Genomic DNA, 255 nt, shown 5'->3' with positions numbered 1-255 from the left:
TAAAAGATGCTGCTTGTTGCAACAAAGCATCCGCACGCACTTCGTGTTTTTGACTCATTTTCTTTACTTTTTGTTGATCATAAATATCATTAAATAAAACATTACGTTTATTAGTTGATCCATAATGAGCTTCATCACGAATATAAATTAATTCGTAATTCTCGTATTTTACAGCGGTTAAAAAAGCGTCTAATTTCCCGTATTCGGTTAATATTTTTTTATTTCCAAAAGTCGATGAACCAAAAACTAACACCT

1 pseudogene is annotated in these 255 nt (G+C 30.6%); it reads right to left on the bottom strand.

Annotated features, from left to right (window positions below):
* Positions 1-255 (bottom strand): annotated as a pseudogene (locus tag OF365_RS03285) (DEAD/DEAH box helicase family protein); the annotation flags it as partial.

The organism is Ureaplasma zalophigenitalium, assembly GCF_025780055.1.
Classification (GTDB): domain Bacteria; phylum Bacillota_I; class Bacilli_A; order Mycoplasmatales; family Mycoplasmoidaceae; genus Ureaplasma; species Ureaplasma zalophigenitalium.
The sequence above is the reverse complement of the archived record's forward strand: the minus strand, read 5'-3'. Positions and strand labels throughout refer to the sequence as shown.